This is a genomic window from Arthrobacter sp. Y3221160 (assembly GCF_059092585.1).
In genome coordinates this window covers 2,072,797-2,097,820 of record NZ_JBNHHU010000001.1, presented here as the reverse complement: position 1 = coordinate 2,097,820, position 25,024 = coordinate 2,072,797, and the positions used below count along the sequence as shown (strand labels likewise).

23 protein-coding genes and 1 riboswitch are annotated in these 25,024 nt (G+C 64.8%); of the genes, 15 read left to right on the top strand and 8 right to left on the bottom strand.

Annotated elements, in window-relative coordinates:
* Nucleotides 1–36: 36 nt before the first annotated feature.
* Nucleotides 37–561 (top strand): hypothetical protein, encoded by a 525-nt coding sequence (locus AC5RWG_RS09810; RefSeq protein WP_494166844.1) that lies wholly within the window; start codon nt 37–39, stop codon nt 559–561.
* A 197-nt stretch (nt 562–758) separates the two neighbouring features.
* Here the strand turns inward: AC5RWG_RS09810 and AC5RWG_RS09805 are convergent, their stop codons facing one another.
* Both AC5RWG_RS09805 and AC5RWG_RS09800 read right to left on the bottom strand, forming a co-directional pair.
* The gene (locus AC5RWG_RS09805) at nt 759–1,652 is read right to left on the bottom strand and encodes an aminoglycoside phosphotransferase family protein (RefSeq protein WP_494166843.1); all 894 of its coding nucleotides are present in this window, start codon (nt 1,650–1,652) and stop codon (nt 759–761) included.
* Between the two features lie 500 nt (nt 1,653–2,152).
* Nucleotides 2,153–3,199 (bottom strand): AraC family transcriptional regulator, encoded by a 1,047-nt coding sequence (locus AC5RWG_RS09800; protein ID WP_494166842.1) that lies wholly within the window; start codon nt 3,197–3,199, stop codon nt 2,153–2,155.
* Nucleotides 3,200–3,450: 251 nt separating this feature from the next.
* Here AC5RWG_RS09800 and AC5RWG_RS09795 point away from each other — a divergent pair, with 251 nt between their 5' ends.
* The 11 genes from AC5RWG_RS09795 (at nt 3,451) to AC5RWG_RS09745 (ending at nt 12,868) form a co-directional block, all read left to right on the top strand.
* Nucleotides 3,451–3,636 carry a hypothetical protein gene (locus tag AC5RWG_RS09795; RefSeq protein WP_494166841.1) on the top strand — a complete coding sequence of 62 codons (186 nt, stop codon included), beginning with the start codon at nt 3,451–3,453 and terminating at the stop codon, nt 3,634–3,636.
* A 2-nt stretch (nt 3,637–3,638) separates the two neighbouring features.
* Entirely contained in the window at nt 3,639–4,211 is a 573-nt protein-coding gene (locus AC5RWG_RS09790) for a flavin reductase family protein (RefSeq protein ID WP_494167114.1), read from the top strand.
* Nucleotides 4,212–4,402: 191 nt separating this feature from the next.
* Complete coding sequence (locus tag AC5RWG_RS09785) at nt 4,403–5,617, top strand: LLM class flavin-dependent oxidoreductase (protein ID WP_494166840.1); 1,215 nt, start codon at nt 4,403–4,405, stop codon at nt 5,615–5,617.
* A 216-nt stretch (nt 5,618–5,833) separates the two neighbouring features.
* Complete coding sequence (locus AC5RWG_RS09780) at nt 5,834–6,343, top strand: cupin domain-containing protein (protein WP_494096815.1); 510 nt, start codon at nt 5,834–5,836, stop codon at nt 6,341–6,343.
* 105 nt (nt 6,344–6,448) lie between these two features.
* The gene (locus tag AC5RWG_RS09775) at nt 6,449–7,402 is read left to right on the top strand and encodes an isocitrate lyase/PEP mutase family protein (RefSeq protein WP_494166839.1); all 954 of its coding nucleotides are present in this window, start codon (nt 6,449–6,451) and stop codon (nt 7,400–7,402) included.
* A 382-nt stretch (nt 7,403–7,784) separates the two neighbouring features.
* Nucleotides 7,785–8,720, top strand: coding sequence for an SDR family NAD(P)-dependent oxidoreductase (locus tag AC5RWG_RS09770; protein ID WP_494166838.1), 936 nt, complete (start codon nt 7,785–7,787; stop codon nt 8,718–8,720).
* Nucleotides 8,721–8,980: 260 nt separating this feature from the next.
* Nucleotides 8,981–9,730, top strand: coding sequence for an SDR family NAD(P)-dependent oxidoreductase (locus AC5RWG_RS09765; protein ID WP_494166837.1), 750 nt, complete (start codon nt 8,981–8,983; stop codon nt 9,728–9,730).
* 205 nt (nt 9,731–9,935) lie between these two features.
* Entirely contained in the window at nt 9,936–10,478 is a 543-nt protein-coding gene (locus AC5RWG_RS09760; protein ID WP_494166836.1) for an NUDIX domain-containing protein, read from the top strand.
* Nucleotides 10,475–10,957, top strand: coding sequence for a riboflavin kinase (locus AC5RWG_RS09755; protein ID WP_494166835.1), 483 nt, complete (start codon nt 10,475–10,477; stop codon nt 10,955–10,957). The genes AC5RWG_RS09760 and AC5RWG_RS09755 overlap by 4 nt, the downstream gene beginning before the upstream one ends.
* Before the next feature lie 248 nt (nt 10,958–11,205).
* Nucleotides 11,206–11,379, top strand: a complete 174-nt coding sequence (locus AC5RWG_RS09750; protein ID WP_494166834.1) for a hypothetical protein — start codon at nt 11,206–11,208, stop codon at nt 11,377–11,379.
* 454 nt (nt 11,380–11,833) lie between these two features.
* Nucleotides 11,834–12,868 carry an AAA family ATPase gene (locus AC5RWG_RS09745; protein ID WP_494166833.1) on the top strand — a complete coding sequence of 345 codons (1,035 nt, stop codon included), beginning with the start codon at nt 11,834–11,836 and terminating at the stop codon, nt 12,866–12,868.
* A 214-nt stretch (nt 12,869–13,082) separates the two neighbouring features.
* Here the strand turns inward: AC5RWG_RS09745 and AC5RWG_RS09740 are convergent, their stop codons facing one another.
* The 3 genes from AC5RWG_RS09740 to AC5RWG_RS09730 all read right to left on the bottom strand — a co-directional run bounded on the left by AC5RWG_RS09740 (nt 13,083) and on the right by AC5RWG_RS09730 (nt 16,727).
* Nucleotides 13,083–14,390 (bottom strand): Nramp family divalent metal transporter, encoded by a 1,308-nt coding sequence (locus tag AC5RWG_RS09740; protein WP_494074547.1) that lies wholly within the window; start codon nt 14,388–14,390, stop codon nt 13,083–13,085.
* 109 nt (nt 14,391–14,499) lie between these two features.
* Complete coding sequence (locus tag AC5RWG_RS09735) at nt 14,500–15,204, bottom strand: YoaK family protein (protein ID WP_494074548.1); 705 nt, start codon at nt 15,202–15,204, stop codon at nt 14,500–14,502.
* On the bottom strand, nt 15,201–16,727 hold the full coding sequence (locus AC5RWG_RS09730; RefSeq protein WP_494024067.1) for a gamma-glutamyltransferase: 1,527 nt from the start codon (nt 16,725–16,727) through the stop codon (nt 15,201–15,203). The genes AC5RWG_RS09735 and AC5RWG_RS09730 overlap by 4 nt, the downstream gene beginning before the upstream one ends.
* A 177-nt stretch (nt 16,728–16,904) precedes the next feature.
* Between AC5RWG_RS09730 and AC5RWG_RS09725 the strand changes: the two genes are divergently transcribed.
* Nucleotides 16,905–17,618, top strand: a complete 714-nt coding sequence (locus AC5RWG_RS09725; RefSeq protein ID WP_494001119.1) for a FadR/GntR family transcriptional regulator — start codon at nt 16,905–16,907, stop codon at nt 17,616–17,618.
* Between the two features lie 48 nt (nt 17,619–17,666).
* Here the strand turns inward: AC5RWG_RS09725 and AC5RWG_RS09720 are convergent, their stop codons facing one another.
* Genes AC5RWG_RS09720 through gcvH form a run of 3 tightly spaced genes read right to left on the bottom strand, consistent with a single transcriptional unit; the run spans nt 17,667 to nt 20,797 of the window.
* Nucleotides 17,667–19,082, bottom strand: coding sequence for an L-serine ammonia-lyase (locus tag AC5RWG_RS09720; RefSeq protein ID WP_494024068.1), 1,416 nt, complete (start codon nt 19,080–19,082; stop codon nt 17,667–17,669).
* Nucleotides 19,083–19,091: 9 nt separating this feature from the next.
* On the bottom strand, nt 19,092–20,402 hold the full coding sequence (gene glyA, locus AC5RWG_RS09715) for a serine hydroxymethyltransferase (protein ID WP_494167113.1): 1,311 nt from the start codon (nt 20,400–20,402) through the stop codon (nt 19,092–19,094).
* Nucleotides 20,403–20,410: 8 nt separating this feature from the next.
* Nucleotides 20,411–20,797, bottom strand: coding sequence for a glycine cleavage system protein GcvH (gene gcvH, locus AC5RWG_RS09710; protein ID WP_494025060.1), 387 nt, complete (start codon nt 20,795–20,797; stop codon nt 20,411–20,413).
* A gap of 436 nt (nt 20,798–21,233) precedes the next feature.
* A riboswitch (glycine riboswitch) is annotated at nt 21,234–21,335 on the bottom strand.
* Between the two features lie 403 nt (nt 21,336–21,738).
* Between gcvH and AC5RWG_RS09705 the strand changes: the two genes are divergently transcribed.
* Complete coding sequence (locus AC5RWG_RS09705) at nt 21,739–22,545, top strand: peptidoglycan-binding protein (protein ID WP_494076595.1); 807 nt, start codon at nt 21,739–21,741, stop codon at nt 22,543–22,545.
* Nucleotides 22,546–22,552: 7 nt separating this feature from the next.
* Nucleotides 22,553–25,018 (top strand): zinc metalloprotease, encoded by a 2,466-nt coding sequence (locus tag AC5RWG_RS09700; RefSeq protein WP_494076594.1) that lies wholly within the window; start codon nt 22,553–22,555, stop codon nt 25,016–25,018.
* Nucleotides 25,019–25,024 lie beyond the last annotated feature (6 nt).

The following is a 25,024-nucleotide window of genomic DNA, read 5'->3' as shown; positions in this document are numbered from 1 at the left end:
GTGGACTGACGGAATCAGGGGTACAGGGGGGTAACAATGGATGGACAGGCAGGCTTTGGCGCCTTGCTGCATATGCTTTCTGTAATCCGCGGCGAAGACATCCGGTACCCGATGTTCGCCACGGTGGAGGAAACGGATGAGACGGGCCGGCGGTCGTTCTCATGCGTCCGGGTCAGCGACCGGGCACACTCTTGGAGGGTGGAGGAGGACGACCAGACGATCTCCTACAGTCCTAAGGAGGGGCTGGTTTTCCACCGCGGGGAGGCCTCCGGGGACCTGGGGCACCAGCGTTCAGACTGGATGCCGTCGGCTGTCCAGGCGTTCTATCCGCTGAAAATGCGCATTTGGGGCGGCTATGCGGACGACCTGCGGATTTCGGGGGCCGAGCGCGTGGGAGGCGGAGTGCTGCTGTCCCTGGTGTACAGGGAGGACGAGGAGTACACGGCAACAGCACTCTTCGACGACGAATACGGTGTGGTGACCGAATTCCGGGAACCGGCCCGCTCACTGATCCTGCGGGACCTTCGAACAGATATTCCCGGGCCGGAAAAGGACGCCTGAAAAAAGCTTCCGCGGTGGCCGCGCAGCGACGGTTAGGCTGAGGGCCATGATCCGCAAAAGGTGCCCTGACGGGCCTTTTTGCGGGCGGGGTATGCGCGATTCGGCGGTCCTAGTTTTTCGGGATTTTCTCCCGTAAGGAGCGGAGCCGGAGGTCTCGCGGTGGGGGACCGGCTAACGGGCGCCTTCCTTGGTGACGCTCAGCGCGGGAAGGCGAGGTCGCGCATGAGGGTGAGTTCCTCGGTCTTGCCGGTACGGCGGGCGAGTGAGACTGCCGCCAGCGGGGCGAAGGTGCGACACCAGAGCCAGAGCCGGTCTGCGTCTACTGGATCAGCGATGTCTGCAAGCTGCCGGCATCGATTGCGGATCTCCGCTTCGCTGGCCGCTCCAATCGTGGCGAGGTCAGTGAGGTCCATCGCCGGATCGCCGATGCAAGGGCGTGGGTCGATCGCAACGATCCCGCGACCGTCGTGGACCCGCAGAAGATTGCCGAGGTGCAGATCGCCGTGAAGCAAGGACTCACCTTCACCCGCCATGTCCAAAGCAATAGCGTGCGATCGACGCCACACGCTGTCGTCGATGGGAGAGTTCAGGAGGGACCGGCGGCGGCGATCCCACAATTCGAACACGAACTCCACGCGCTCACGAGCGAGGGGAACATCAGGTGGCGGAGGTGTCCGCGGCGAGAAGAGATCAGCGATGAGATCCTCGACCTCGGCGATGTCCCAGGTGTCGGCGGTCAGCTGGGTGGCCTCGGGGAGCCACTCGAGCAAAATCGCGCTGTGCGTGGTGTCCGCGTCCATCAGATCGACCACCGTGTTCGCGTCTGCCCAGTACCTCAACGCGGCAGCCTCCTGCTCTGTTATTCCGCGGTCAGGTGAGAGCTTGAGTGCGCGCCGCGTTCCGTCCTCGGCCGATACGCACTCGACAACGGCGCCTGTTCCACCCGCGTGAACGGTGCGTGGGTCCAGTGCCCACTTCTGGCAGAGCCCGCTCACGATCGCTCCGAAGTCGTCGATCCAGGACGCGGCCGCCACACCGAATCGATTAAGAAGTCGGTCCCTGGCAGCAAGAGGCATTGCAACTTGTGTCATGTACCGACGCTACGTGATCCCTCGTCGGTGTCGCGCTGGCCCGCCGGTTAATGGGACGCCCGCACAGGGGCGTGATCAGTGATTCGTCCGCCGTGGTCAGACACCGGGACCATACGGCGGTGCAAGGAGTGGTGAAGAAAAGCTCCGCGAAGATTTAACGTTCGCCTCAGCTGCCGGCCGGATCTTCCGTGGGCGGTTTGGTCCAGGACGTTGCGCAGCAGGCGGAACCGGTTCCCCCGCGTGAACGGGCGTCTCGGAAGCTCGGCCGATCCGGTCGTGATGGCCTGCTAGGTCCGGCTGTCAATGGGAGACAGCACCCCTTTGAAGGGCTGGACCAGCAGGTTCGCGGTGAAGCCGATCGGCCCGGCGAGGAAGCCGAACGCGCTCTCTTCAAGCGAGCGGGAAAAACACCCACTGAGACGCGACCGACCGAGGTATTGCTTGCACGCCAGCCCATCTCCAGCCTGGCCTGCGACCGGTCGAGCGCGGGCCGTGCAAGCCTATGCCCCGGAGCTGATGTTGTTTCTGTAGCGGGAAGCCTCCCTGAACGCCGTCGGTGGCATCCCCCTCCACCGTTTGAAGGCGATGGTGAAGCTGGCTGGGTCTGTGTAGCCCAGAATGCGGGATATTCGTGCTACGGAGTAATCGGTATTCGAGAGCAGATCGGTGGCGATGTCATTCAGGGTTTCATCCCGAATCTGGGCGAAGTCATGACCCGTGATTTCGAGCTTGCGTCGCAGGGTGCGTGGGGAGACCCGCAGCGTCACGGCCACATTGGCCAGTTTGCGGTTCAGCTCGGGCGAGGCCCTGATAGTCTTCGCGACGGTGCCTGGCCAGTCGCCGGTCGCCCTGAGGGCATCGAGAATCTGGGTATCGGCTTTCATCCATGACTCGTGCTGGAAGGCGTCACCGAAGGGCAGTTCGTGTGTTGACACGGCGGAGTCCCACCAGAGCCGCAACGTTTCGGTGCCGCAGTCGACGTTGCAGGGGAGGTACGTCAAAACTTCGGGGGAGACATCTGGGAGAGGGAACTCGACCCGGGTGAAGGGGAAAAGGCTGCCGTACAGCCACGCGAGGGTACGGGCGACGGAACAGAAGTCACGGTAGACGCTGAACGGGATCAACTCTGCCGGGGCCTCGGGGTATGTGATCTCCATCCCGGTCACCGCGCCATCCGGTGTCCGCAGAGGAACAATCTCCATGAGCCCGGGGCCATAGTCCATTCCGGTGGCAACTTCCACCCATGCTTCGACGGTCGGCGCCGTTACGAACGCCAGTCCGCGGACGCCGAAAGAGCCCGGTGTGTAGGATTGCGCCGCTCGCACCCAAAGATCGACACGATCTTTTGTGAGCGCGACGAACTGAAGCTGAAAGGCCAGTTCCTTCCGTGCAGGAATAGTGCCTCCCGGGCGGTTCACCGCGTCGGGGTCAATTTCCGCATTCGCAAGTGCGGTCCGCCAGTCGAGATCCGCTTCTTCGAGCAGTCCACGCAGTGTGTGAATACTGAAGTTCGGCAGTCGCAGGTTCTGATACGTGCTTAATTTCACAGCTTCCCCCTTTTGCCGCCGACGTATGGAAGCGGGGCCGATTGTTCAGAGCCCCCAAGGTAGCCGCGTCCACCTGCCTGGGAGGGGAGCCGGCCGGCCAAAGGAGCCCAGTGACGCCACCGGGGAGCCGTTCCTGCCCATGGCGTGTCCGTCCGGGTGTCGGGCGGAACGGTTCTGGTATGCATCTGGTCTTCTTCGTTGAGTCGAGCGGCTACTAATCCGGGAGCGCCTGCCGTGCTGAAGGAGGACAGGTGTACCGGTCCGATGGAAGCTTCCCATTTCGCATCAGCTACGACAAGAATCCGACCATACTGGCCTCATTTTCAATGCTATTGGCCTTCTTTACCATGTCACTTGCATCACAAATGTTCCTAGAGTTGGTGCTCAACGGGACCGGCGCTCAAGCCGGCGCACTACATCAAGAGGAGATCCGGTGAGCATGATCAGCAATGCCTCGGCCGTCAGCAGCGCTTCAGGGGGGACTCAATTTGTGGAAATCGATAGGCCGGCGATTACGGCCGAGGAATTCAAGTCCGCGTTCCGCAACCATCCAGGCGGCGTCGCTGTCATCACAGCCGATGCCGGCGACGGGCCGGTCGGCCTGACCGCAACGTCTGTGATTTCGGCCAGCGTGGAACCCAATATTCTGGCCTTCTCAGTCTCTGAGTTCTCGTCCAGCACCCCGACCATTCGCAGTGCAGACACGGTCGTTGTGCACCTGCTCAGCGCGGATGAAGTGCACTTTGCAAAACTCTGCGCGACCAGCGGAATCGACCGGTTTGCCGACACCTCCCAGTGGTCGCGGCTTGAGACCGGAGAACCCTACTTTCCCATGGCCCAGGCCTGGATCAGGGGCAGGATCGTGAACTCTATGGCTGCCGGCGGATCGGCCATCGTAGCTGTTGAGGCGCTTGAAGCGTCACCGGGTTTGTCCGGTGACGGGGTGCCCGGAAGGCCACTGGTTTACCACAACCGGTCCTGGCACGCCCTCGGAGATGCATCGCGACTCTAGACGGCGCCGATGAAGACAAAGCATCAACGGCAGTCGGATACGCGTGCTGCCCTCTGCCAACTCTTCGAATGCCTGTCCCATAACCCGGGCCTGAGACCGGTGCTCTTCGGCACCCAATCATAGGTCCGAAGAAAACTGGCACTGAACAAAACCAACCCCTCTGCATCTCTACGAAAGGATGACTGACAATCATGACCATTACATCGCCCAACGTCGTCACTGACCGCACCGTTGAACGTGACTTCGTCGCTGATCACACAGTTGAACGTGCCCAACGGCCGATAATGGACGGCCCGAACAAGTTCAAGATGGCCATGTTCGGGGCGAACGTGTCTACCGGACAGGGCGGCCTCACGCTGGCCGAGAACACCATCAAGCTCGGCAACTGGGACGAGGTTCAGGGTCTTGCTCAAAAAGCCGACAGGTATGGCGTCGAGGGGTTTATCCCGATCGCCCGCTGGCAGGGGCTTTCGGGCCCCGACCGGCCCTGGGGCAGGCAGCACGAGACGCTCACGTGGGCGGCCGGAGTGGCGGCAGCAACGCAGAACATTCAGGTTTTTGCCACCTGCCACATGCCGTTCTTCCATCCGCTCATGGCGGCGAAAATGAGTGCGACGATCGATCACATCAGCGGAGGCCGCATGGGCTTGAACGCCGTCGCCGGCTATCACCAGCCGGAGTACAAGATGTTCGGACTCGACCTGCCCGAGCACGACAAGCGATACGAGTTGGCGGACGAGTGGATGACGATCGTCAAGCGACTCTGGTCCGACGAGGGTGATGAGTACGAGTTCGACTTCGAAGGCGACTTCTTCAAGCTGGAGGGCGCGCAGGCGTACCCGAAGCCCGTTCAATCGCCCGGACCCGTGGTGATGAGCGCCGGCTCGAGTCCGGCAGGCCAGAGATTCGCGTTCGACCATGCCAACGTCCTGTTTGCCGGGGTCACCGACGTAGACCGCAGTGAGCCGGTCGTTTCGAAACTCCGGAGGAACGCAGACGAGGCGGGCAGGGAGGATCTCGCTCTGTGGGCAGGCGTCCATATCGTGTGCAAAGACACCGAGAAGGAAGCGCAGGACTACGTCAAGTACGTCGAAGAGGAAAAGGGAGACTGGGAAAGCGCCGCACGCTATCAGGCAATCGTTGAATCCGGCGACGCCCGCAGCATGAACTGGGATGATTACAAGCGGTCTGAGGACTTCAAGAAGGACGGAGCTGTCCGGGCCTACCTGAGAGCTGGTCTTGTTCCGCTGGTAGGCACGCCGGAGATGATCGTCGATGGGCTCCAGAAGCTCTCTGACGCAGGTATCGCGGGTACCTGCATCGGGATGGTCGACTACGACGAGGGCCTGGACCGCCTGAACGAGCAAATCTTCCCGCTGATGCGCAGCGCCGGACTTCGCGCCTGACACACGACTTCGTGCTGATCCAGCCGCCACTGGCCGCGGCGACCGGAAGCGCGACCCCCTCCGGCTCGGCTGCACTGGCCCGTCGCCGACGGCAGTAGGCAGCCGAGCCGGGCACTTCAGACCCTGACGCTCACCACCATTCCAAGCTCAGCGAGCCTCGAACGACAGCGCGTCGAACAAGAAATCAAGCGATCATCCACAACTGAGGAGCACAAGATGACCTTCCCGGACCCACGAAAATTTCGGCTGGTAGTTGCAGGCACCACCGACTCAGGAGAGACCGATTTCCTCGAAGTCGGCGACCCGGCAACTATCGACGTGCCGGACGTTGCCGTCGGAGCTTTCTACTGGGCCATCGAGGGTGGACACAGCAGAGAGAACATCGGGCGTCCTCCCAGCACTGTGCAACTGGCGGGGCCCAACGGTTCGACCTTCGGGGTCAACAGCTTCCCGGCGCGTTCGGCCGGCAAAGGCATCAGCATCGAAGAGATCGATCCCACTTTTGAAACCGGGCACGGCGGCGACCCCGCCATGCATGCGAGCGACACTGTCGATTACGAGGTCGTGCTCTCAGGCAAGGTCGATCTCGAACTCCCCGGCGGAAAGAAGCGCACGCTCGTACCGGGCGACCTGCTCGTCATGGCCGGCGTACCTCACGCCTGGAAGAACCCCTACGACGAGGACTGCGTCTATGCCGTGGTGACGATCGGCTACAACAACAAATAGCTCAGCGCCGATCCGCAACAACCCGCCCTTTCAGGCAAAGCATCAAGAAGTAGGAGACATCATGTCCGAGTTCAAATACCACCGCATCACGGAAGGCAGTGCATCATGAGTCTGAGTTCCCCAGGTAAGGCGCTGCGCGCAATTTTCGAGCGGCCCGAGACCTTCATCATGCCGTTTGGCACGCTGCCGATCCACGCTCAGATGGCTCAGCACGCCGGGTTTGAAGCGTTTCAGCTCTCTGGCGGCATGTCGGCGTGGTGGGCTGAAGGTGTCTCCGATGTCGGCTGGCTGACCCAGACCGAGGTCGTGGCGCACGCAAGGCGCGTTGCCCGAGGGGTCGATATCCCCGTCTACTGCGACGCAGACACGGGCTACGGTGGACCTGTCAACGTCCAGCGCACCGTCGCCGAGTTCATCGACGCCGGCGTAGCCGGCATCCACATCGAAGATCAGCGCAATCCGAAAAAGTCTGGTGGCGTGGCCGGAATTGAACTGGTATCCGACGCAGAAGCAATCGGAAGGCTGAACGCCGCCGTGGACGCCCGGGACCGGCTGGACCCCGACTTCGTCATCGTCGCCCGCACCGACGGATACGGTGCCGCAGGCGGAGGCGTTGACGAAGCCATTCGCCGCGGGCAGCTCTACCGTGCCGAGACGGGAGTCGACGTCATCTTCTACGAGGGACTCCACACGTGGGAACAGGCCGAACTCGTGCTGAAGGAAACTCCGGGTGCAAACTACGTCGCCCCGATGGTCGATCAACTTGGGCGCAAGACTCTCGCTGAGTTGACCGCCATGGGCCAGGCCATCGATGTGCTGCCGTTTGTTTTGCCCGGCATCCATGAAGTATGGCGCCTGCTCCTGGACGCACGGGAAGCTGGCGACGCCACTCCCTTCGCCCGGTACATGGACAAGATGAATGAAACGCACGGCACCGAATACAACATCGGCTGGGGCCAGGGGATCGTGCGACCCTCGCTGGAGGATGTGCGCAAGATGGATGAAAAGTACGTTCCGGCTGAAGTGCGACCCGACTACGTCAACAACCTCAACGCCTAGCGTGTGGGGAGCAGTTTAACGCCTGAGCAGTGGCGGTGCTGCGAACATCATGGCAGCGGCGGAAAACGTGCATACTTTGTCCGTGCCGAGCTTCTGGCTGAGATCGAAGTTCTTGATCTCAGCCAGAAGCGGTGCCCGACGCAGAGGGGCCAGCGAACTTCAAATTAGCTGTCCACCATGGCTTCAGTCCGTTCTTGAGAACCAGCAGCCACGAGTATCCCTGCAGGTTGAGAGCGTCAAAGGTGCCGCGGGGTGAGCCATGGAGGTATGACCTCGATGGTTCCACTCAACGGCACCCCAAAGTCTTGGTACGGAACGACACACTGTAAAACCACTGGCCGTGGATCTAATCCGACGGCCCCTAACTAAAAAGGTGCAGGAAATGGCTGAAATGAATGAGCTCGACTTTGGCGGACGAGTTGCAATTGTCACCGGAGCAGGACAGGGCATGGGCCGCGAGCACGCCCTCATGCTCTCCTCCCGAGGCGCGCGGGTCGTGGTCAACGACATTAACGCCGAGCGCGCCGGTGAGACGGTGACACTGATCAGTGACGCCGGCGGCACCGCGGTCGTCGACAGCCACGACATCGTCGAAGGAGCCGCCCATCTAGTGCAGACGGCAATCGACAGCTTCGGTGGTCTCGATATCGTGATCAACAATGCCGGGATCAACCGGTTCGGCCTGTTCTGGGAGATGGACAGTGAGGTGTGGTGGCGCGTGTTCAACACGAGCTTCCGCGGCCTGGTCGAGGTTTCACGCGCCGCGATGCCACACCTGATCGCCTCAGGCACCGGTCGGCTTATCAACGTGTCGTCGAACGCGCTGATGGGTGCGCCGCACGACACGGCCTACAGCGCCGCGAAGGCGGCAATCTGGGGCTTCGGGAACGCCCTCATCCCCGAGGGCCGCCAGGCCGGAGTGCAGATCTCGACCATCCTGCCCGTCGCCTGGACGCCGATGACTGAAGACGCCTTCCCCAACCCCGCCATCCAGAAAGTGATGCGGGAGAAGTTCCCTGCCGCCGCGGTCGCCGCGTTCGCCACCTGGCTGGCGCACCAGGACACCACGGTCTACGGAGAGGCGTTCGAGATCGGCGGTGTCTCTGCAGCGAGAACGGTAATCACCGCGATGCCGCGCATCACGGTGCCCGACACGACCCCCGAAGTCTGGGCGGAGAACGCGGAGACCCTCATGCAGGAGGGTCCGCTCTCCCCGCTGCGCAGCGCGAGCGAATCCTTCCGCGAGCAGCTCGTTTTCCTCGCTCCCGAGATGGAGTCGGAGATCCCCGCCGACGCGGCGGACCTGTCGACCAAATAGGCACGCATACTCCAATGAAGGAAGAAATATCATAACCGAACTCATGGACAGGGCAAGGCACTGCTCTTAGTGACCACCGGATGGTCTTCCGCAACACATCCGCGCTGCCCCTCCGGTGTCACGGTGCTCGCGGTCGACCCCGACGGTGACAAGCACGCGCTCGTCGCCGTCACGACGTAGAAATTGTCAACGGGCGCCTACCAAATAGATCAGATCAACTCTGCGCAGCGTCGTCGGCGCAACTAAAGAAGGAGGTCGCCATGGGGCGTCTGGATAACAAGGTCGCCATCATTACGGGCGCAGCAGTCGGCATGGGTGCCGAGCACGCACGCCTGTTCGTCGAGGAGGGAGCGAAGATCGCCATCACAGATCTCAACGAGACGGACGGGGCGGCCCTCGCGGAGGAACTCGGTCAAAACGCGTTCTTCATCAGTCACAACGTTGCCGAGGCCGACTCGTGGGGTGCTGTCGTGGCGGCGACTGTCGAGAAGTTCGGTCCGGTCACGGTCCTCGTGAATAACGCAGGGCTCTCGGGTCCGAACGCGTTCACCGCTGACCTGGACCCGGAGACGTTCAGCAAGGTCGTCGCGGTCGATCAGACCGGAGTGTTCCTGGGCATGCGCGCCGTGCTGCCGGGCATGATCGAGGCCGGTGGCGGCTCGATCGTCAACATCTCCTCGGCAGCGGCGATGGCCCACCTCGCCGGGACACCCAACGCGGCGTACACGGGTGCCAAGGCCGCCGTCAGGGGTATGACCAAGGCCACCGCGATCGAGTACGGGCCGCACAACGTGCGCGTTAACTCGGTGCATCCGGGCGCGATCCTCACCCCCATGGCGAAGAACATGATGGACGCCGAGACGATCGACGCGGTCGCTCAGACGATCCCGATCCGCCGGTTCGCCGATCCCCGGGAGGTCTCGTACACGGTGCTGTTCCTCGCATCCGACGAGGCTTCCTACATGACCGGCAGCGAGCTGGTCGTCGACGGCGGACGCCTGGCCGAGTAAGAAGGGGCTCGCCGCGTTCGCGAATGCCGCCCCGCCCTTCTTACTCAAGAAAAGGGCGGGCGCACTTGCGAAAGTGTGAGTGGCCTCGACGCACAGGCGTCGGTCGCGACCGGCGGTGCGAAGGACCAGCCTTGCACCCGCGCCCGACTCCAAACACCCACCCGGTTTACCGCCAAGGCAGCGATTACCCGTGCGAGGAGAGGAAATGAGCACGATCAACCGATCCCTTGGCGTCAGGTGTTCCTCTGACGCTGAAAATGGCATCCCTGCGGCCCACGTTGTCATCGCTGCCGTCGTCCAATGGCGGGGCAGGATTGCCTTGTTCAGAAGGAACCGTCAGGTTGGCCACGACAGTGGCCTTTGGCACTGCATCACGGGCTTTGTGGAAGCCGGGGTAACGCCCGAACAGCAGGCACTTGAAGAGTTATTTGAAGAAACGGGGCTGCAGGCCAAAGACCTCCTAGACCTCCGGCAGGGACCGGTTCTGGTGCTCAAAAATGGCTCGGGAAATCCCTGGCTGGTTCACACCTTTACTGCCCTGACATCCCGCCGGCGGTTAAGAACCAACTGGGAACACGACTCCTACCGGTGGACTGCCCCGCACAAGGCAAAGCGCTTTACTAATCAGGTCACTTGGCTGGACGAAGTGCTCGACGCAACCGGCCATTGCCCCGCTACCGTCCCGGCACCGCAGCCACGGGTCATCTCAATGACCCAACAGCAGCTAGATCAGCGAGTGAGTCAATGAAAGCCCTTACCAAAGTGAGCGCCTCTTCCGGCGCCAGTCGCTTATTGCCGGCCGCCGTCGTTGGGGCTCGAGTCGGCGGCGCCGTCCGGCTCGAAGGCGTAGTTGAGCGTGGTGATGCCCGCGGCCGGGAGCTTGGTTATCCCACGGCTAACATCTCCGTGCCGAACGGGGAAATCCGGGACGGTGTCTGGGCGGGCACTGTCTGCCTTGGGCCGGAAAGGCTGGGCGAGACACATGCTGCCGCTGTCTCGGTGGGGCGCCGCCCGACGTATTACCGCAAAGGAACGCGCCTGCTGGAAGCTCACCTTCTGGACTACACCGGTGACTTGTACGGTCGCATCGTTATGGTGAGTCTGCACGTTTATATACGCCCCCAGCGCAGGTTCCACGGAACCGATGAACTGGTAACCCAGATCAGGGACGACGTGGACAGCGCGCGTTCCTGGGCCCTGGGTGCTGGCGAGGGATTTTGGTCGTGAGTGATCACAGGCGACAATCCGAAGGCGCCGCATCGGACCAGCGGTTCACGGCCGCACCTCTTACCCGCCGGCAGTGGCGGCTGCCGGCCCAAACGGGCGCAGCCGCTGCCGCCCAAGTCCCCGTGAGCCACTTGGCACGCAACCAAGCTACGCCCAGCAAACACGGGGCTTGGAGCCTGTTGATCAACGCACTGGTAGAAATTTGGCACGACGGCCAAGTCATCAGAACTGGCTTCGTCGAAGACGCCATGCCTGACTCTTCCGTGCTCTGGATCGCCGCGGACGCCGACGGCCCGCGCCAAATGTTTGAAGCGTCCCAGGGACACCAGGTTTGGGTCACGCCGCAGGAACTGCCCGACGGCCTCCGCTACCGGATGACTACGAACCAGATCTTCAGGGCCGCGTCCACGCGCAACGCATAAGCAACCACCCCAAGCCAGACAGCTGAACCTTCAACAGGCAGCTGGCGTGTGAATCCCAAGGGTTCTGAAGATATCGGAAGCGCCAGCACTTCCTGCAGAACTGTCAGGGGTTGGTGCTTCCGTTTGTTTCGCTGGGAGGCGAGGGATCCGATTCCCTGACCGCCTAAATCCCGACTGCGAAACCGGTTGATCGTGTGGGGTGCCGGAAGGTTTTGCGTTCATTGTAGTTCCCGTTGTTCGACGCCGATAACCGTGAATATGTCGACCGGGGCCGTTGCTGAGCGGAGACTGACATCGGGGGAGTGGAGTGTTGGAGGATCCTCAAACGGGACAGTAAGTAGCCCTGATGGAACGCGAATTCCATCGCCCACTGGTTATTCACGTACTTGTATAAGCTCTCGCTCATACTAGTGAATCAAGTCCACGGTCGGGAACCGGGTACTACAGTGGGTGCATGGCTCCCAGCCGCAATCCGCTCGACGACCTGCGCGAAAGCATCGGCCATCTGGCCGATCAGCTCAAGCTGCACGGTTCGGAGCGCGTCGACGACCTGATCGGCGATCGCATCGGTGCGAGGCCCGGGCCGGCCCGGCCGCTGTCCGAGGTGCAGGCCGAACTCGATACGCTGATCGGACTGGGGACCGTGAAGGAACAGGTGCGGGCCCTCGTCGCATTGCTCCAGGTCCAGGCCCGCCGTAAGGCGCACGGCCTGCCGGAGGTGGCTACATCACAGCATCTGGTGTTCCTCGGAAACCCGGGCACGGGCAAGACCACCGTGGCGCGACTCCTGGCCGAGATGTACCGCGCGGTCGGTCTACTGCAGAAAGGCCACCTGGTCGAGGTCGACCGTTCGGGCCTGGTGGGGCAGTACGTCGGCGCGACCGCCATCAAGACGGACCGGGTGATCCGGCGTGCGCTGGACGGCGTCCTGTTCATCGATGAGGCCTACGCGCTGGCCCCGGAGGACGGCCGGGCGGACTTCGGCCCCGAGGCGATCGAGGTCCTGCTCAAGCGGATGGAGGACTACCGCCACCGCCTGGTCGTGATCGTGGCCGGGTACCCGCAGCTGATGGAGTCCTTCCTGCTCTCGAACCCCGGACTGCGCTCTCGATTCGCCCGTGAGATCACGTTCCCCGACTACTCCATCGACGAACTCCAGACGATCTTCCACCAGATGCTGGCCCAACACGAGTACACGCTGGAGTCGGGTGCGGACCAGATGCTGCGCCGCATTTTCACCGGGCTCCACGCGGGCGAGGACTCCGGCAACGCACGGTTCGCCCGCACGCTGTTCGAGCAGTCGCTCAACCGCCAGGCGCTGCGGCTGTCGCTGGACGAGGAACGAAGCCTCGATGCGCTCGATCGTGAGGCCGTCATGACGCTCACCGAGGACGACATCGTCGAGGCCGCGCTGGCCTTGGGCGAGGAGCCGGAGCCGGAACCAACGCCGGAACCGGAGCAGTCACGCTGGCGTCGCTGGCTGGCCTGACCGGCAAACAGCGGTTGCGATCCGAACAACCAGCTGCCGGAGCATCACCAAAGGGAGACGGAAGGCCCGCGACGTTGCGGGCCTTCCGTACCTATAACTTCTCTACATGGCTGCCGAGGCGTCCTTGCCTCGGGACCGCAGTGGTGGCCAGGCCAGCTACGCTGCCGGACGCTGCGGCGGGGCTGTGCAGCCGCTGAGTCACCCCACCCTGGTGTCAGCCGCCGAAGAGCGGGGCGATTGACTTGACCAACTGCTGGATACCGAGGACGCCGAACAGCAGGGCACAGATGCCCAGCGCGATGTTGGTATGCAGGCGGTTGGCCCACGCCTTGGGCACGCGGCTGCCGTTGAGCAGGCCGAGCAGGGTCAGGGCAAGGAACGGCATGAACAGCGAGCCGAGGACGCCGTAGGCCAGGATCAGCGCGATCGGCTTGCCCATGATGAACAGCAGCATGGGCGGGAAGGTCAGCCAGAGCACATAGAACTTGAAGTACTTGCCCCCAATACGGGTGTCCGGATGGCCGGAGGGCTTCTTGCGCATGTGGCCCCAGAAGTCGGCAAACATCAGGGACACACCGTTCCAGACGCCAATGATGGAGGAGAACGACGCCGCCCAGAAGCCGATCAGGAAGGTTGTGCCGACGACCTCGCCGTAGCGATCGTTGAGGACGTTGCCCAGATCCAGCAGGCCTTCATCGCTCCCGCTGATGGAGACTCCGGCCGAGCGGACGACCTCCGCGCCGACGATCAGCATGGCAATGACGAAGATGCCGGTCATGACGTAGGCCATGGAGTTATCGATGCGCATGACACGCATCCACTTTGGGGTGTACCAGCCCTTTTCACGCAGCCAGTAGCCGTAGGCTGCCAGCGTGATGGTGCCGCCGACGCCGCCGGCGAGGGCCAGGGTGGACAGGAGGCCGCCTTCGGCCGGGATCGAGGGGATCAGCCCCTTGAGCATTTCGGGGATGTTGGGAACGGCAATGATGGCCAGGCCCACGACGGTGACGAACATGATGCCGACCAGCACTGCGGTGATTTTCTCGAAGGTGGCATATTTGCCGAACCAGATCATGACGAAGCCGGCCAGGCTGTTCAGGATGGCCCACGCCCACAGCGGGAGCACCGGGAACATGGCGGCCAACGGCAGCGCTGCCGCGGAGGTGGCGGTGGCGCCGTAGACGAAGCCCCAGATGATGATGTACGGGCCGAAGTACCAGGTGGTCCAGCGGCCGAGCGTCAGCCAGCCTTCGAAGATGGTCTTGCCGGTAGCCAGGGTGTAGCGTCCGGCGCCTTCGACCAGAACGATCTTCATGATGACACCGACGATGACGGCCCAGAAGAGCTGGTAACCGAATTGGGTGCCGGCCACCAGGGTGGCGACCATGTCCCCTGCCCCCACGCCGGTGGCCGCTACGACGAGCCCGGGGCCGACAATTTTCCATTTGGCGGGCTTGCCGCCGTCGTCGTCAATCCGGTCGGCGTGGTTCACCGCTCCGGTTGGCGCGTTGTACTCAGACATTTGGATTTCCTGTTCTTGGAAGAATTGGTGCAATCGACGTGAGGCTTGTTCCGTCAGGGAAGCCTCTGGATCTTTCCCCTTTCTCGATCGGGCTCGCAGCGGGCAGGTGTCAGGACGCCTGGGGTTCCAGCCGCCGGCAGAAAAGAGCCATCAGGAGAACCAGGGCGGTGGGAACGGCGAGGGCCGTGAGGCCGGCAAAGGGTACGACGGCCGCACCGACGATGGCGCCGCCCAGCATGCTTCCCACGGCTGCCAGCTGGCGCGCCGAAACACGCCGTTTGCGCCAGGTTCGGCCCGCTCCGGCCTCGGCGAAGAATTGCGAGAGGGTGGAGGTGACGACCACGGTGTTAATCTCGGGGACCGCCAGAAGTCTCGCGGCGAGGCTCTGGCAACCCATGGCCACCCCGATGAGGGCGGTGATGACCAGTCCCAAAGATCCGCCCCCATTTATGAAAGCGAGGGCGGTGCTCACGGCCAGGAGCACCCCGGTGGTGAGGAACAGCATCCGCGGGGCCGGTGATCCCCGCTTCTTTGCCTCCAGCAGCCTGTTGCACAGGCCCGCCACCATGCATCCGACGCAGAACGCGAGGAGGGCGACCAGCGGGTGGATCAATTCGGCCCAGTCCCCGCTCAGTCCGATCCCCACCAGAATCAGGTTTCCGGTCATGTTGGCACCGAAAATGCGGTCCAGTCCGAGGTAGGTCAGGGCATCCAGGAAGCCCGTGCCGAACGAGAGCACCGTCAAGAGGAGCGGATCGGGAAGCAGCCAGCCGCGCCGGGCACTCTTTGCCGGACGCTTTTCCGTCAGCGTCATCCGAGCGGTCCGTAGCGTCCGGATCCGTCCGATCGGGGATCGCTGGCCGCCACCGGAGCGCCGGCGGAATCCACCGTGACCAGCTGCATGTGCCCCAGCCCGTCGGTGAAGTCCGGCTCCATGCGGGTCCGGCCGAGGCTCGCGGCCAACTGCTCCCGCGCCCCGGCATCCACGGACTGTTCAATGACGGCCACATCGGCACCCTGGTCGTCCTGCACGATCATCCAGCGCGGGCCCAGCAGCGCAGACGCCGGCGATTCGCCCGCCCACTGCCTCAGCAATACCTGGGCGTGGATCTGCGGCTGGGCCTTGCCGCCCATGGTCGACTGAATGTAGCGGATGCGTTGCTGCTCATCGGTCACCATGACCGGCATCAGCGTGTGCGGCGGCATGGCTCCGCCCCGGAAGGCGTTCGGCTGCGAGTCGTTCAGCGAGAACATTGAGCCCCGGCACTGCAGGATAACGCCGGTAGCCGGATCCATCAGGTACGAGCCGAAGGACGAGTACAGGCTCTGAATCCAGGACACGCTCAGTCCCGTGCTGTCGACGCACGAAATTCCGATCGTGTCTCCGTCGGCCCGGGCCGAGGCCAGTGCGGGGGTTTCGGATGAGGGCAGGTCCTCCAGGCCGTAATCGCGGTAGAAGTACGGTTCGGAGTCTTCACTGAGGATGTTGTCCCGGAGGTGGTTGCAGATCCGGGCATTGACCTGCATGGCCTCGACGACATCCGGCGATGTCACCGCATGGCCCGTGGTCGCAGACAGGTTCTCCAGCAGCCGGATCAGCGCGAAGCCCTGGGTGGGCGGCGGGCTGGTGTACACGGTGTGGCTTTCGCCGCGATGGGACAGCGGCGCGGCCGTGACCGGAACGACCGATGCGAAGTCGTCGGCACTGAATTCGGCGCGGTGGCCTTGCATGAACGAGAGCAGTGACTCGCCCGTCGTGCCCCGGTAGAACTCCTGAAACCCAGCCGAACCCATGCGGCGCAGCGTTTCCGCCAGCGCCGGGTTCGACACGCGCTTGCCCGGCTCAAACGAGGAACCAAACAACGAGGAGACCAGTTCGGCACTTATTCCTCCGGCAGCTGCTGCTTTGACCGCTGCCATCGTCACCGACCGGGACAGCTGATAGCCGCCGGCGAGTTCCGCCGCCCTTTCGAGCAGGGTCGAGGGATCCAGCCGCCCGTACCGCTCGTGCAGGTGCTGCCAGCCCGCGGGGGCTCCGGGAACCGTGAGGGTCGCCGGTCCCCGGGCCGGCATCTTCTCGCCAAACCGATCCCTCATGTCCGCCAGGCGGCCGGCACCGGGGGCTCGGCCTACGGCAAGCACGCACTCGGGCTCTGCATCGGGTTCCTTCACCAGCGCGACCAAATCGCCACCGATGGAACAGTTGTGCGGGTAGACGACGGACAGGACGGCGGCCGCGGCGATGGCCGCGTCGACCGCGCTTCCGCCTGACTGAAGAACGGCCCACCCGGCCTCCGTGGCCAGGTGGTGCGGCGTCGAGATTGCTGCTTGATTCATTGCTAGGGCTTCCTCTGCTAGTGCACAGAACCGGTAGGGTGGTTGGACCACTTTGGGTAGCATAGTGAGGTGAGTCACTAAACCACAAGGTGTGGCGCCGGGAAATACACTTTTAATTGCCGGAACTTTTGCGGTCAGGGGGAAACCCGCTCACCGGTACCCACAGAGAGGACGAATATGCGGAGCCTGAGGCAGGAGCCCTTATTGGTATTCAGCGATCGCGTAGACGTCCTCGCCGAGGCAATTCGGACCCGGATTGAGGACGGCACCCTCAGCCCCGGAGCTAAACTTCCGAGCGAACGGGAAATTGCCGAGAATTACCGCTTGTCCAGAAATACGGTGCGGGAAGCCCTGCGCGAACTCGAGGCTGTCGGGCTGCTGTACCGCCGCCCCGGCAGCGGCACCTACGTAGCCGACGAACCGCTTTTGGCGTTCGGCTCCTCGTCGCTGACCGGCAGCACCGGTGCCGGAGACCCGATGAATCACGTCATGGATCTCCGCCTTGTCATCGAACCGGGGATCGCCAAGCGGGCGGCCATCAGGGCACGGGGCCAGGTCTCCAAATTGCGGTCGATCCTCGATGCCGCCACCAAAGAGGCGGCCCGCCCCCAGCCTTCGAACGCCGAGCTGAGAAAACTCGACTTGGATTTTCATGCGGAACTGGCGCGGCTCTCCCTGAATCCACTGCTGACCGAATTGTTGGCGATGTCCAATGACCTGATGGCACCCTCGCGTGCCGACGAATTCCTGACGCTGGAGCGCGTCCGGAGCTCTGTGATGTGGCACGGCCGCATTTTTGAGGCTGTTTTGGCGCGCGACGGAGACGGGGCCTTCGATGCCATGGAGGAGCACCTGATCGACATCAAGGGCCATACCGAAAAGGGACAGTGAATACGGGGCAATACCGCCGCCTGTGAGTTTTCGCCGGAGCGGGGTCGCCTAGCATTCGACGACGTTGACGGCCAGGCCTCCCATCGCGGTTTCCTTGTACTTGGAGCTCATGTCCTTGCCGGTTTCGCGCATGGTGATGATGACTTCGTCCAGCGAGACGCGGTGCGTCCCGTCGCCCCACAGCGCCATCTTGGCCGCGTTCACGGCCTTGGCGGCGCCGATGGCGTTGCGTTCGATGCAGGGGATCTGCACCAGGCCGCCGATCGGGTCGCAGGTCAGTCCCAGGTTGTGCTCCATGGCGATCTCGGCGGCGTTTTCCACCTGCGCGGGGCTGCCGCCCATCACCTCGGCCAGTCCCGCTGCGGCCATCGAGGACGCGGAACCCACCTCGCCCTGGCAGCCGACCTCGGCGCCGGAGATGGAGGCCTGCTCCTTGTAGAGGACCCCGACGGCGGCGGCGGCCAGCAGGAACTTCACGATGACGTCTTCCTTGTCCGCCTGCGTCGCCTTGTCCATGCCCGGCGCGTAGTGCGTGGCGTAGAACATGACGGCGGGGATGATGCCGGCCGCCCCGTTGGTCGGTGCGGTGACGACGCGGCCGCCCGAGGCGTTCTCCTCGTTCACCGCCAGGGCTACCAGGTTGACCCATTCCTGCCAGTATTTGTGGTCCCGGTCCTTGTCCTCCTTGCGCAGCCGCTCATGCCAGGCGGGCGCCCGTCGTCGGACGTTCAGCCCCCCGGGCAGGACACCTTCGCGCCTGATGGCGGAGTCCTTGCAGTCCTCCATCACCTGCCAGATGTGGATCAGGCCGGCACGGATCTCCGCCTCGGAGCGCGAGGCCTTCTCGTTGAGCATCATGATGTCGCTGATGCCCAGGCCGGTGTTGCGGCAGTGTTCGAGCAGTTCCGCCGCCGTCCGGAAGGGGTAGGGGAGCGTCGCCTGGGCGGCATCCGGCTCCCGGGCCGCCGCTTCTTCCTCGCCGTCGCGGACCACGAAGCCGCCGCCCACGGAAAAGAACGTCGCCTCGTGAAGGACCGCGCCGGCGTCGTCGGTCACCTGGAATTTCATCCCGTTGGTGTGCCGGGGCAGCACGGTGAGCGGGTGCTGAACCATGTCCTCGACCCGGTAGTCCAGGACCCGTCCGGCCGAGCCCTCGACCCGCGCGCCCAACTGCAGTTCGCCGGTCGAGGCCATCTCCGCCAGCCGGGTTTCGACGTCGTCCGGCAGGATCTGCTCGGGCTGGAAACCTTCCAGCCCGAGCATCACCGCCGTGAACGTGCCGTGGCCGCGGCCGGTGGCCGCGAGGGACCCGTAGAGGTCCACCCGCAGGCCGGCGACCCGGTCCAGCACGCCGGTTGACACCAGTTCCCCGGCAAAGACCGCGGCCGCCCGCATCGGACCGACGGTGTGCGAACTGGAGGGACCGATGCCCACGGTGAAGAGGTCGAAGACGCCCACGGCCATGATGGCTCCTCAGCGCCCTTCGGTTGCGGAAACCGGTGCCAGGTCCGGGTAGAGCGGGTGCGCCTGGGCCAGTGCCTCCACCCGGGCCTTCAAACCGGACAGGTCCGCGGCCGGCCCGGCGATGAGGGCCTCGGCGATGATGTCCGCGACCTGGCGGAACGCCTCGTCGCCGAAGCCGCGGGTGGCCAGCGCCGGCGTGCCGATGCGCAGGCCGGAGGTGACCATGGGCGGCCGCGGGTCGAACGGCACCGCGTTGCGGTTGACCGTGATGTCGATGGCCGCCAGCAGGTCCTCGCCCTGCTGGCCGTCCAGCTCGGAATTACGGAGGTCAACCAGGACCAGGTGCACGTCCGTGCCGCCGGTCAGCACCGTAATGCCCTTCTCCGCGACGTCCTGCTGCGACAGCCGCTCGGCCAGAATCCGTGCGCCCGCCAGCGTGCGCTGCTGGCGGTCGGCGAATTCCTCGGAGGCGGCAACCTTGAACGCCACGGCCTTGCCCGCGATGACGTGTTCGAGCGGCCCGCCCTGCTGGCCGGGGAACACCGCGGAATTGATCTTCTTGGCGATGTCCGCCTCGTTGGTCAGGATGATGCCGCCGCGCGGCCCCGCCAACGTCTTGTGCGTGGTGGACGTGACCACGTGGGCGTGCGGCACCGGGCTGGCGTGCAGGCCGGCGGCCACCAGGCCGGCGATGTGTGCCATGTCCACCATCAGGTACGCCCCGACGTCGTCGGCGATCCGGCGGAATTCCGCGAAATCGAGCTGACGCGGGTAGGCGGACCAGCCGGCGATGATCAGCTGCGGCTGGTGCTCGTGCGCCAGCCGCTCCACCTCGGCCATGTCGACCCGGTGGTCCTCCTCGGAGACGCCATAGGCGGCCACGTTGTAGAGCCTGCCGGAGAAGTTGATCTTCATGCCGTGGGTCAGGTGCCCGCCGTGAGCCAGGTTCAGGCCCAGGATCGTGTCGCCGGGCTTGATCAGGGCGTGCATCACCGAGGCGTTGGCCTGGGCGCCGGAGTGCGGCTGGACGTTGGCGAAGCCGGCGCCGAACAGCTCCTTGACCCGGTCGATGGCCAGCTGCTCGATCACGTCGACGTGCTCGCAGCCGCCGTAGTACCGGCGCCCCGGGTAACCCTCGGCGTATTTGTTGGTTAGCACCGAGCCCTGGGCCTGCATGACGGCGACGGGGGTGTGGTTCTCGGAGGCGATCATTTCCAGCCCGGACTGCTGGCGGCGCAGCTCGTTGTCGATCTGGGCGGCGATTTCCGGATCGAGGACACCCAGGTCCACGTTCAGGCTGGTGCTGGCGACCGCCGCCATTGCCGCGCTCACGCTACTTCACCACCGTTGGCGGAGGCGTACTCCTCGGCGGAGAGCAGCGGGCCCTCCTCCGACACCTGGACGGTGAACAGCCAGCCGGCACCGTAGGGGTCGTCGTTGATCACGGCGGGATCGGCCACGGCGTCGCCGTTGACTTCGATGACCTCGCCGGTCACCGGGGAGTAGAGGTCCGAAACGGACTTGGTGGACTCGATTTCACCGCAGGTCTCGCCGGCCGTCACCACGGTACCGACCTCGGGGAGATCCACGTACACGATGTCGCCCAGCGCCTCGGTTGCCACGGCAGAAACGCCGATTTTGGACGGGCCGGAACCGTCGGCGGCCACCCACTCGTGCTCCGCGGAGTATCGTAGTTCGGCGTTGACTTTGCTCACTGTGATGCCTTTCTTAAACACGCTTTTTGTTGAGGAGATGAGAGGAGGTCGCCTCGGCCCCTGTGGTGCACCCGTTTTGTTCGCCTTGACGCTTCGTGCGGCGAAGCACGTGCGGACGGCGATCATGGCTTCGATGAAGCGGTCGCTGGCCGCCGGATCCCCGGACTCCTTGGCTCGAGGATCAGGGCGCCGGGGAACGACGGGGCGGGGATCAAGGCGGGGCCAGGGCCGGCAAGCAAGTCTTTGAGCGATGGCTGCGGAGGACGCGCCGCTGCAGGTCAGAAGTCATGAGGAACTCCAAGATTGGGCCGGCCCGAGGGCTCGGCTGGGATTGGGTTCCTCCCCGCTCTGTATTTGACCTGAGAGATTCCGCGGAGTGTGTTCCGCTTGCACCGTCGGTGAGCCAGACTGCTGCCTGGCTGCTTTCCAGAGTTGCCTCGCCGCGGCGGTACATGGGCCTGAGAGATTCCTGGGGAGGATTTGCTCCTACGGCGCCTGCCCGGATGGTGTGCGGAGAGGACTCTCCCGCCACGGTTCAAAAGGCATTCAGTTGTGGGTGATTCGCCTCACACCCTACACACAGTGCCGGTGCGATCCCAAATTTCCGCCGCCAGACATCAGGTCGCGTCGCTAACCAAGGTCACATTCGGCGGCCAATCCAAGGTCGCGTCCCGCCGGCCGTCGTTCTCCGGTCCCGCCGGTCCAGTTCAGGGCCACGTCCGCCGCTGCCGGTCCAGTCCAGGGCAGTGTCCGCCGCTGCGCGTGCGGACGGACGTCGGCGCCTACACAATAAATGGATTCATCAGTATGCTTTGCGTTGATGTCGTCGAGAGGAAGGCTGATGACCGAGGCGCCGGTACCGCCGGGCCGTTGACAAGAATCGACAGGTTTCGACAACGGGTTGGAACGAATGGCGCTTTGCGCCGGAGACGGAGATTTTGATGAGCAACGACATGGGACGCACGCCGCTATCGCCGGAGGAACTCGAATCCCAATCCGGGACCGCGCTGCCGGACAAGGAAGTCGCGTCCATCCTGGATCTAAACGCCGATCTCGACCTGGCCATCGACGCGGCCGCGCCGATCGACCTGGCCGTCGCGGCCAACGCCAACGTGGCGGCCCCCATTGATGCCGCCGCCTCGGCCAACCTCCTCTCGTCCGGCTCCACGGCGCAGGCCCTGTCCGACCAGGGAGTCATCATCAATCAGGGCATCACCGCCGACGCGACCGCCGAGTCGACCCAGGACAGCACCATCGACCAGGGCAATGACACTGTGGGGGACGCCGGGGCAACGGCCGGTTCCGCTGGCGCGACGGGTGCCGCCGTCGGCGATTCCGGCCTTGCCCAGGAGGCCACCGGGCAGGAGGCAACTGCTCCGGCGCTGCTGCCCGACGGCACCCTGCCGGACGGGACCCTGCCGGACGGGACGCTGCCCGACGGCACCCTGCCGGACGGGACCCTGCCCGACACCGGATCCGTCACGGAAGGCCTCGGGTCGACCCTCGACGGAAACCTGCTCAACGTCAACGTCGATCTGGCCGCGGACGCCGATATTGCCGCCCCGATCAACGGCGCCGTGGCAGCCAACGCCAACGTTGCCGCGCCGATCGACGCCGCGGTGGCGGCGAATATCGGCTCGATCGACAGCAACGCCGTCGCGGTGGCGCAGCAGGACGCCATCATCAACCAGCAGATTGACGGCAGCGCCCAGGCCAGCGCCGGCCAGCAGTCCGACCTCGAACAATAGTCCCTGAATGAGCATCAGTCCGAGCCGGCCGCCGGCCACGAGTGACCCGCTGCCCGGCGGCCGGTCGGCTGCCCCTTTGATTGACGTCCCGGCGCTGGCCGACGGCGTGCAGCTCCTCGGACCTGCACGGGGATCCGGCTACCGGGAGCCGCCCGCGCTGGTCCGGCGCGCGGACGGCCAGACGCTCCAGCTCACCCCGCTCCTGTATGCCATTCTGGAGGGCGTCGACGGCTCCCGGAGCCTCGACCAGATTGCCGAGCACGCCGGTGAGAAGTCCGGCAGGCTAATCACTGCCGGAAACGTGCAGACCCTGATCGACAAACAGCTGCTGCCGCTGGGCCTGCTGCGGCTCGCCGACGGCTCGCAGCCCGACGTCAAAAAGGCGAGCCCGCTGCTGGGCATGCGCTTCCGCTACACGGTCACCGACCCCGCGCTGACCCGGAAGCTGACGGCTCCGTTCGCCGTCCTGTTCCATCCGCTGATCGCCCTGCCCGTGACCCTGGCCTTCCTGGCGGCGTGCTGGTGGGTGCTCATGGTCAAGGGCCTCGGTTCGGCAACGCACCAGGCCTTCGCCAATCCCGGCCTGCTGCTCCTGGTGTTCGCCATCACCATCCTCTCGGCCGGCTTCCACGAGTTCGGCCATGCCGCCGGGGCGCGCCGCGGCGGCGCGACGCCGGGAGCCATGGGCGTGGGCCTGTACCTGATCTGGCCGGCCTTCTACACCGATGTCACCGACTCCTACCGCCTGGGACGCGGCGGCCGGCTCCGCACGGACCTGGGCGGCCTGTACTTCAACGCCATCGTCGTGGTGGGCACGATAGGCGTCTGGTGGCTCACCGGCTTCGACGCCCTGCTGCTGGTGGTGGTGACCCAGATCCTGCAGATGGTGCGCCAACTGCTGCCCCTGGTCCGCTTCGACGGCTACCACATCCTCGCCGACGCCACCGGGGTTCCCGACCTGTTCCAACGGATCAAGCCCACCCTGCTGGGGCTGCTGCCCTGGCGGTGGTCCGACCCCGAACCCAAGCTGCTCAAGCCCTGGGCCAGGGCCGTCGTGACCGCCTGGGTCCTGGTCACGGTGCCGCTGCTCCTGTTTTGCCTGGCCATGATGGTGGTCTCGCTTCCCCGGGTCCTGGGGACGGCCTGGGCCAGCATCATGGACCAGCAAAGGCTGCTGGCCGACGCCGGTTCGGACGGCGATGTCGCCGGCATGGCCGTGCGTGTCCTGGCGATCACCGCCGTCGCGCTTCCCGTTCTCGGGATCGCCTACATCCTGCTGCGCCTGGCCCGCCAGCTTGGCACGGCGGCCTGGGCGAAAACCCGTGGCCGGCCGCTCCGGCGGGTGACCGCCATGGCCGCCGCCGCAGCCGTTCTGGCCGGCCTGGCCTGGGCCTGGTGGCCCGACGACGGCGCCTACCGCCCGGTGCAGCCCTACGAACGCGGAACCCTGTTCGATGCGGCGGCTTCCTTCGCCCCGGTGTCACCGGCAGGGCTGGCCGAAGGCGGCGCAGGACAAACGGTGGCGGCCTGGCCCTCAGGCACCGACCTGCCCACGCCGGAGGATCCGCAACTGGCGATGGTCCTCGTTCCCCGCGAGCTGCAGGCCCGGCATCAGGAGACCGCTGTGGCGGACGCCGTTGAGGCTTCACAGAACGACGGCGGTTCCGGCACCACCGTTACTGAAGCCGGCGCCGGCACACCGCCGGCCTGGGTCTTCCCGTTCGACCGGCCGCTGGCCCCCGAGGAGGACGGAAACCAGGCCCTGGCCGTCAACGTTGAGGACGGATCCGTGGTCTACGACGTCGCCTTCGCCCTGGTGTGGGCCGAAGACGGGCCGGTAGACGCCACGAACGAGGCCTACGCCTTCGCTTCCTGCCGGGACTGCACCGCCGTCGCCGTCGGCTTCCAGGTTGTCCTGATCCTCGGCCAGGCCGACGTCGTCGTCCCCCAAAACCTTTCGGCCGCGGCCAACTACAACTGCGTCGAGTGCCTCACCTACGCCCTCGCCAGCCAGCTTGTCCTCACCCTCGACGGCCCGCTCAGCGACGCAGGCATGGAGAAATTGGCGACCCTGTGGGAAGAGATCGCGGCCTACGGCCGGTCGCTCGAAGACGTTCCCCTGGACGAAATCCAGGCCCGCCTGAACGACTACAAGATGCGCATCCTCGGCATCATCGAACAGGACGCCGCCATCGGTGACGGCAGCGCCGACACGGGCACCGATGATGAGGCGTCAGATACCGAGCAGACCTCCGGGCCGGAGTCCCCGGCCGGCACGCCTCCGGCGGACACCGGCGGCGACCTGCCGCCGGCCCCCGCGGAGACGCCGCACGAAGAGCCCGACCCCGGTACTGCAACGACGTCCCCGGCGCCGATGCCCACCGGCACGCCGCAACCTGAACCCGCCCCCGTGCAGGAGCCTGCCCCCGCACCCACTCCCGCCGACGAGCCCGCTCCGGCGCCGAGCGGGTGACACCGG